The 7,825-nt window shown below is 71.7% G+C and carries 8 protein-coding genes, 1 tRNA gene and 1 pseudogene; 6 read left to right on the top strand and 4 right to left on the bottom strand.

Annotated features, from left to right (window positions below; translation table 11 throughout):
• Both AOJ26_RS32805 and AOJ26_RS32800 read left to right on the top strand, forming a co-directional pair.
• Positions 1–250 (top strand): primase alpha helix C-terminal domain-containing protein (locus AOJ26_RS32805; protein WP_199828892.1); only part of this gene is annotated, 250 nt, incomplete at its 5' end.
• Positions 251–318: 68 nt separating this feature from the next.
• The gene (locus tag AOJ26_RS32800; RefSeq protein WP_053852006.1) at positions 319–750 is read left to right on the top strand and encodes a hypothetical protein; all 432 of its coding nucleotides are present in this window, start codon (positions 319–321) and stop codon (positions 748–750) included.
• Between the two features lie 91 nt (positions 751–841).
• Here AOJ26_RS32800 and AOJ26_RS32795 read toward each other — a convergent pair.
• Both AOJ26_RS32795 and AOJ26_RS32790 read right to left on the bottom strand, forming a co-directional pair.
• Positions 842–926 (bottom strand) — tRNA-Ser (locus AOJ26_RS32795).
• Positions 927–988: 62 nt separating this feature from the next.
• The gene (locus tag AOJ26_RS32790) at positions 989–2,455 is read right to left on the bottom strand and encodes a S1C family serine protease (RefSeq protein ID WP_053852005.1); all 1,467 of its coding nucleotides are present in this window, start codon (positions 2,453–2,455) and stop codon (positions 989–991) included.
• Positions 2,456–2,713: 258 nt separating this feature from the next.
• Between AOJ26_RS32790 and AOJ26_RS32785 the strand changes: the two genes are divergently transcribed.
• The 3 genes from AOJ26_RS32785 to AOJ26_RS32775 all read left to right on the top strand — a co-directional run bounded on the left by AOJ26_RS32785 (position 2,714) and on the right by AOJ26_RS32775 (position 5,324).
• Complete coding sequence (locus AOJ26_RS32785) at positions 2,714–3,541, top strand: glycerophosphodiester phosphodiesterase (RefSeq protein WP_053852004.1); 828 nt, start codon at positions 2,714–2,716, stop codon at positions 3,539–3,541.
• Positions 3,542–3,599: 58 nt separating this feature from the next.
• Positions 3,600–4,235, top strand: a complete 636-nt coding sequence (locus AOJ26_RS32780) for an ATP-binding protein (protein WP_053852003.1) — start codon at positions 3,600–3,602, stop codon at positions 4,233–4,235.
• Positions 4,236–4,358: 123 nt separating this feature from the next.
• Positions 4,359–5,324: a DUF5926 family protein gene (locus AOJ26_RS32775; protein ID WP_053852002.1), complete on the top strand. Its 966-nt coding sequence runs from the start codon at positions 4,359–4,361 to the stop codon at positions 5,322–5,324.
• A gap of 244 nt (positions 5,325–5,568) precedes the next feature.
• Here AOJ26_RS32775 and AOJ26_RS32770 read toward each other — a convergent pair whose 3' ends face one another.
• Complete coding sequence (locus tag AOJ26_RS32770) at positions 5,569–6,282, bottom strand: hypothetical protein (protein ID WP_053852001.1); 714 nt, start codon at positions 6,280–6,282, stop codon at positions 5,569–5,571.
• A 56-nt stretch (positions 6,283–6,338) separates the two neighbouring features.
• Positions 6,339–7,004, bottom strand: coding sequence for a bifunctional DNA primase/polymerase (locus AOJ26_RS32765; protein WP_053852000.1), 666 nt, complete (start codon positions 7,002–7,004; stop codon positions 6,339–6,341).
• 452 nt (positions 7,005–7,456) lie between these two features.
• Here AOJ26_RS32765 and AOJ26_RS42365 point away from each other — a divergent pair.
• Positions 7,457–7,825, top strand: a pseudogene (locus AOJ26_RS42365) (phosphatase); the annotation flags it as partial.

The following is a 7,825-nucleotide window of genomic DNA, read 5'->3' as shown; positions in this document are numbered from 1 at the left end:
CCCCACGCACCCCGCGACCCACCCCTCCGCGGGCGACCAGGGCCAGGGCCTGGTGCAGTTCGTCCTCGCCGCCCACGAGGGCCAGCGCAACACCCGCCTCTTCTGGGCCGCCTGCCGCGCCTACGAGAACGGCATCGGCCCGGCGCTGGTCGCCCCCCTGGTCGACGCGGCCCTCAACACCGGCCTCACCGAACGCGAGGCACGGGCGACGATCGCGTCGGCGGCACGCATGACCGGCCGCCGCCCCTGACCCAGACCACCCGGACCACTGGCACCACCAGCACGGCAGAACCATTGGAGCGCCACAGAGTGCCGATCATGACCCTGTCCCGGCTCGTCCTGACCTCCGGCCGCAGGGTCGACCTCGGGGAGCTGCGCCTGACGTCGACGTACGGCGGGCTGCTGGACGGCTATCCGTGCCGACCGGTCAACGAGCTGAGGATCGAGGGCCTGCTGCGATCGGCCGAACACGACTACCCGACCGCCCCCGTGCACCTGGTTCCGCCCCCGCACGAGTACCCGGACCACTACCCCGGCGCCTTCGGCCCGGTCGAGATGCTGCCGGCGGTGGCCTGCGTCGGCGTCTTCCGCTCCACGGCCCTGACCCCGTCCCGCGACCCCGTCCTCCACGGCAGCCACCTGACGATCATCTGGTTCCAGCCTCACGCCCGCGTCCCCTCCGACTGCGACGCACAGGCCGGCCTGCGGGACGTCGCCTGGGAGGAACTGGCCCGCGACTACGAGCTGTAGCCCACGAGACCAGGCCACCGGGCCCCCACACGCAGAAAGGGCGCCCCGACGAGGAGCACCCTTTCTGACCAGCGCAGGCGCTGAACGACCGCGGTGGGTGTGGGATTTGAACCCACGGTGACTCGCGCCACGACGGTTTTCAAGACCGTTCCCTTAGGCCGCTCGGGCAACCCACCCCGCGCCGCCGGTGACCGTGGCGCGGGGACCAGAGTAACGGGTCGGGACGGGGGCGTGGATGTCAGCTGTCGCCGGTGCGGGAGCCCAGGGTGAGATCGACCGTGCGGGTCTGGCCGTCACGCTCGTAGGTGATCTTGACCTTGTCGCCGGGCTTGTGGGTCCAGATCTCGCCGATCAGGGTGGGGCCGGAGTCGATGACGTGGTCGTCCAGCTTGGTGATGACGTCGCCCGGCTTGAGGCCGGCCTTGGCGGCGGGGCCGCCCGCCTCGACCGGGGCGGAGCCGCCCGCACCCTCGGTGGTGATCTTCGCGCCGCCCGTGGAGTCCTCCAGGGAGACGGACGCGCCGATCTTGGCGTAGACCGGCTTGCCGGTCCGGATGAGCTGCTGGGCGACGTACTTGGCCTGGTTGATCGGGATGGCGAAGCCGAGGCCGATCGAGCCGGACTGGCTGGTGCCGCCGAGGCCGCCGCTGCTGGTGGACTGGATCGCGGAGTTGATGCCGATCACGTTGCCCTGCGCGTCGAGGAGGGGGCCTCCCGAGTTGCCCGGGTTGATCGACGCGTCCGTCTGGAGCGCGCTCATGTAGGAGGCGTTGCTGCCGCTGCCGTCGCTGGAGGCCACCGGGCGGTTCTTCGCGCTGATGATGCCCGTCGTGACGGTGTTCGACAGGCCGAAGGGGGCGCCGATCGCGATGGTGGAGTCGCCGACCGCCACCTGGTCGGAGTTGCCGAGGGTGAGCGGCTTGAGGTCGCCCGGTGCGTTCTTGAGCTTGATGACCGCCACGTCGTAGCCCTGCGCGTGGCCGACCACCTCGGCGTCGTACTTCTTGCCGTTCGGGAAGGTGGCGGTCAGCTTGCCGCCGTCGACCGCGTCGGCGACCACGTGGTTGTTGGTGACGATGTGGCCCTGGGTGTCGAAGACGAACCCGGTTCCGGTGCCGCCCTCGCCGTTGGTGGACTCGGCCTCGATGGTGACCGTGCTGGGCAGGGCCCGCTGCGCCACGCCCGCGACGGTGTCGGCGGCCCGCTTGACGCTGCCGCCGGTGTCCGAGGCGGACAGGGTCGTCGAGGAGCCGTTGTCGTTGTTCTTCGCCAGGGTGTAGCCGAGACCGCCGCCGATGCCGCCGGCGACCAGCGCGGCCACCAGGATCGCGGCGACGAGACCACCGCGGCCCGTCTTCGGCTTCGGCGCGGGCTGCTGGTAGCCCGCGCCCCAGACACCCGTCGGACCGGCGCCGCCCGCACCGCCGTCGGCGTACGGCGGCGTGCCCGGGACCTGCGGCGGCGGCCAGGAGCCCTCGGGACCGCCCGCGCCACCGTGCTGCTGCCCCTGCGCCGAGGCGTACGCCGGAGCCGGTCCCGCGTGCACGAGTTCCGGGTTCTGGGCGCCGGCGGGGTGCGGCGGGACCGGCGGGGTCGGCGCGCCCGCGTCGGGGGCCTGGGGTGCCGAAGCCGCGGGAGCGTCCACCGGCACGGGGGGTGCAGACGGGGCCGGGGGTACCGCGGTGCCCTCGTTCTCGGTGCTCACAGCTTCTCTCCTCGGTCCACGGCTGTCGATTGTCGGTCGCACCCGGTCACGCGCGGCCGGGGCCGCTGCGTGTCCGGCGTACGTCAGCTCTGCATGTCCTTTTGTATGCCGTCAGCTTTTCCCACAAGCCGTCAGGGCACCATAAGTGGTGCCTGTGGGTCCGTGGCTGCTCTTTATATAGGCCATGCAAGACAAATGAGGCGCAATCCATATGCCTCCGTTCGCACGCGTACCCCCGAGCGGTGGCACCATGACGCGGTGACCCACGCACGGCAGCAGCTGACTCAAGTCGTCGCCCACCGCGGAGCCTCGGAAGACGCTCCCGAGCACACGCTCGCCGCGTACCGCAAGGCGATCGAGGACGGCGCGGACGCCCTCGAGTGCGATGTACGCCTCACGGCCGACGGCCATCTCGTGTGCGTCCACGACCGACGGGTCAACCGTACGTCCAACGGCCGCGGAGCGGTCTCGGCCCTGGAGCTCGCCGACCTCGCCGCCCTGGACTTCGGCTCGCGCAGGACACGGGAGTTCTGGCGCACCCGCGACGAGGAGCCGGACTGGGTGTACCGGCCCGAGGACCGGGAGGACACCTCCGTGCTCACCCTGGAGCGCCTGCTCGAACTCGTCGCCGACGCGGGACGGCGGGTGGAGATGGCCATCGAGACCAAGCATCCGACGCGCTGGGCCGGCCAGGTCGAGGAGCGGCTGCTGCTGCTCCTGAAGCGGTTCGGCCTGGACAGCCCCGCCTCGGCCGCCGAGTCGCCGATCAGGGTCATGAGTTTCTCGGCCCGGTCGCTGCACCGCGTGCGTGCCGCCTCGCCGACCCTGCCGACGGTCTACCTGCTCCAGTTCGTCTCGCCCCGGCTGCGGGACGGCCGGCTGCCCGCGGGGGTGCGGATCGCGGGTCCCTCCATCCGGATCGTGCGCAACCACCCCGGCTACATCGAACGCCTGAAGCGGGCGGGCCACCAGGTGCACGTGTGGACCGTGAACGAGATGGAGGACGTGGACCTCTGCGTCGAGCTCGGCGTCGACGCCATCATCACCAACCGGCCGCGCGCGGTGCTCGACCGGCTCGGCCGCTGACGTCCCCTGCGTCACAGGGTGTGCCCCGGCGCGTTCGGTGCGTGTTCGAGCGTGGCGAATGCGTCGGCGGAACGGAATCGGCCGGTTTCCGGTTCAGGCCAATGGGGCATCCACACCGTGGCGTGGGGCGAAGGAGGTCTCGGGGGTGGCGTTGGTGGTGGCACAGGAGGTGCCCACGTCGTCGAGCATGGCCGTACCCCATGGCCCTGCGGGCGTGGGGGAAGCGAGACACCGTATGCGCGTCCAACTGCGCAGGGGTGGCGTGGCGGAATCGGTCATCGACGACGCCGTACTGATTCTTTCCGAACTCTTGAGCAACGCGTGCAAACACGGTCGGCCGCTGGGCGACGCCCTGGCCGGGGACGGTGACGTCCGCGCCGCCTGGCGGGTGGACGCGGGGGGCAGGCTCACGGTCGAGGTGACGGACGGCGGCGGGCCCACCCGCCCGGCTCCGGCCACGCCCTCGGTCACCGCGCACGGCGGCCGCGGGCTCAACATCATCACCGCGCTGGCCGACGACTGGGGTGTCAGGGACGACGCCCGGGGCGAGGTCACGGTCTGGGTGATCGTCCACGCGGACGTCCACGACCCGGACGCCGGCTGCCGCCGCGACGACTTCGCGACGCGTGTCGTGGCCCCGTCGGTCGCGATACCCGACCTGGACTTCTCGGACGCGTTCGACGATCTCGACTGAGGGCTCGGGACCGGACGTCCGGGCAGGACATCCCGGTGGTTGTCCACAGGCTCCCGTCGGCCAGGTCGCGAGCGGCTAGGCTCGCGCCCGTACGAGACGAGCCGTAACCGGGAGACAGCCACGATGGCCAAGAAGCGACCCCAGACGAAGGCCAAGCGCCCGCAGATCACGGACGGCGAGGTCCCGGTCGTCGGCGCCCGCGAACCCTGCCCGTGCGGAAGCGGCCGCCGCTACAAGGCCTGCCACGGCCGGGCCGCCGCGCAGGCCGCGACCGAGCTGGTGCACCGCCCGTTCGAGGGTCTCGCGGGCGAGGGCGACTGGGTGGCCCTGCGCGAGCTGGTCCCCGCCGCCACGGTCGAGCTGACCCTCAAGAGCGGTCTCCCCGAAGGCGTCCCGTCGGTCACGCTGGCCACGGTCCTGCCGATGGCCTGGCCCGCACTGCGCCGCGACGACGGCTCGGTCCTGCTCGGACTGCAGAACGACACGGCGTCCGGTGACATCAGCCGCGACCTCGCCGACACCCTCCAGCGTGCGCTCACGGCGGCTCCGGGCACCCCGGTCGAGGGCCGGCGCGCCCCCGCCGACGGTCCGCGGCTGCAGGATCTGCTCGACCCCGAAGGCGCGTTCGAGCCAGTTGTGCACGAGGGCTTCGAGTTCTGGGTCCCGGACGCGGAGAACGCCACGCCCGAGGTGACCGCCTCCCTGGAGCGGGCCAACGCGGCGGCCATCCCGACCGTCCGGCTGACCGGTGTCGACGCCGCCTACTGGTGCGAGACCCCGGACAAGAACCACCTGCGCTGGGTGATGCCGCACCCCGAGGAGCAACTTCTGGACGCGCTGGCGCGCCTGCACGCGGCCGGGAAGTCGAGCCTCGGCGAGGGCACCCGGCTCGTCGGTTCCTTCCGCGCCCACGGCCTCACCGTCCCGGTCTGGGACCTGCCGAGCGGGGTCACCGCGGAGGACGTCGAGAAGCCGGCCGCCGAGTTCGCCGAGCGGCTCGCGGGCGCTCTGGCCACGGACGCACCGCTGACCGCCGACGAGCGCCGCGCCCGGGGCGGCCTCACCAACCGCCAGGTCACGCTGAGTTGACATCAGGGGTGCGGCTGACCGGTCGGTCAGCCGCACCGAACCTTCACGGAACGACCGGCTCCGTTCACAACTCGCCTCAGGAGAAGGCGAATCGGTGTCCGAATCAGCCAGGGGGCGGCGCGGTCGAATTTGCGAACGGGCGATCTCTTGTTACCGTTCCAGTAGCCCGGTTGCTGGTGCATCCCCCGTCGCCAGCAACCGGGTCTTTCTGTGTCCGGGCAGCTTTACGGAACGCCGTCGCGCGTCAACTGCCCGTGTCCTCCCCGGAGTTGCTCCCGACCCGCAGAAGCAGCGGTCCGTCGCCCCGCCGGGCGAACTCCGCCACCGCCGTGTAGTCGGCCGGCGCTCCCCGGGTGCGCTCCCGGGGCGTCTCGCACAGGTCCGGCTCGTCCCCGGCGCCGACCGCGCAGCGCAGCTCCACCGTGCGTCCGCCGGGTCCCATGAAGCTGAGCGCGGCGTCCAGCACCGCTCCGGTCGCATTGCGGTAGTAGGTGCGCGCCCAGGTCTCCTCGCCCTGAGTGAGCACACAGGTCTGTGCCTCGACGCCGTCGGGGGAGCTCAGTTCGGGACCGCAGCGCGCGGCCGTGGCCAGCCCCACACCGAGCAGCAGCGGGGAGCGGCCGGGGTCGGGGAGGGGCGCCTTGGGATCATCGGCCGCGGACGGCCGTACGGCGGAGGTCGCCGCCGAGGGACGCGCGGCGGATGACCCCGTCTCGGGACGCGCGGCGGAGAACCCCCCGGTCGAACGCGCCCCGGAGGACCCCGCGTCGGGACGCGCGGCGAGAGGCGGCGTCGCGGGACGCACGAGATCGCGTACGACGGTGCGGCCCCGGTCGCCCACCTGTCCCGCGGAGGCCACGGCCAGAGGCAGCACGACTGCTCCCACCACGGCACCGGACAGGGCGAGCAGCCGAACCCACCGGGGGTCTGGGGGTCGTCCCCCGGAATGACGCAGCATGAGGCGGACGATAACGACCGAGCGCGGGCACCCGGTTCCGCCCGCGCCCGACACCCCTACAACTCGGGTGCGCTCACACCCGTACGGGTGAGGGCCTCGACCACGGCGTCCACCACGGCCTCGACGTCGGGGACCCACGGGGAGGCCGAGCCGGGCAGCGGAGCCCGCTCCCAGGTGATCTCGCCGTGGCCGGTCTCGGACGGGGGCAGGGCGAGGTAGCCGCCCTCGCCGTGGAAGCGGAGGGAACCGGGGACGTGGTCCTGGGCGTACAGCAGTTCGCCCAACTGTTCCAGGGAGTACGGCTTGACGAGGATCGCCCAGCGGGTCGGCGAGGCGATCACCGGGCCCAGGCGCATGCCCTCGCGGTCGAGTGCGGCCAGGGCGCGGGCGGCCGGCAGGGCCGGCAGGCTGACCGCGCAGGGGGCGCTGCCACCGGTGGCCAGGACGATCGGCGCGGCCGGGCGGTTGGTCCACCACCAGCGCACCATGCGCTCGTCCGTGGTGGCCGCGAGCAGGCCCGGGTCGAAGGGGTGGGCGCCGGGGACCGTGCACTCCGGGTCGGGGCATCCGCAGCGGGCCCGGCCCTCCGGGTCCGGTGCCACACCCGGGAGTACGGGCCACTGCCATTCCTTCGCGAAGGTCAGGGCCGCGCTGAGCAATTCAGGCCTTCCGTCGCTGCGCTGGGACAGGAGCCTGCGTCGCCTTCCGAGGATCTCGCGCATGAGCGCTCGTTCCTTTCCGTTGCACCGCTGGCAACACCGTGGACCACATCACACCATGTGTCGATCACTTCACTGTGCGTACCTGTTGGCGCATCACACCCTTGTCCGAGACAAGGGGAACCCCATACTGCGTCTATCAAAAGCGCGGGCGTGGCGGGGGGTGGCGAAGTCTGGCGTTTTGCCGTCCCGCGTATTTCTCTCCGCCTCCGCCACGGGAGGATGGGGCTCGATCGTCGGTGGCTAAGACGCCCGGGTCGGTCACCAGGTTCCGGGTGACTGCCCAGCACCCCTGATCCTTACCGAGTACGTACCCATCACGACCGCTGTGACGCTCTGTGGAGCAAGGCCAGTCGACCTCAATACACCGTAACCCGAAGCAGTTTTAAGCCATCTTTGCCCATCGACCCATCCTCCACCAGGTACCCACGGACACCAGGAATCCCAGCAGGACAATGCTGGACATCCCCTCACGAGTGCGTGTACATGTGGAGACACTGCTAGCGGCGCAGAATGACATGGGGGTTTGCGATGCTTTTGAGCAATACGCACCGGTCGGAAAGCCGGACGCCATGAACGCCCCTCACCCTCCGAAAGTGGCCGGAATCGATTCAACGGTTCCCGCACCCGCACACACTGTCACGCCCGCGCCCGCCGCCCCGGGCACCCCCGCGGCCCCCGTGCCGAACGCACCACCGGGAGCGCTGCTCCAGGACCGTCTGGCCGGCTGGGTCTCCGACCTCACCACCCTCCACGACCTCACCGAACGCCTCGCCCGCACCGCCGCGTTGTCCGACGCGCTCCCGGAACTCCTGCCCGCCGGC

It is taken from the genome of Streptomyces sp. NRRL B-24085 (genome assembly GCF_001282115.1).
Taxonomy (GTDB): domain Bacteria; phylum Actinomycetota; class Actinomycetes; order Streptomycetales; family Streptomycetaceae; genus Streptomyces.
This window is presented reverse-complemented; position numbering and strand designations above follow the sequence as displayed.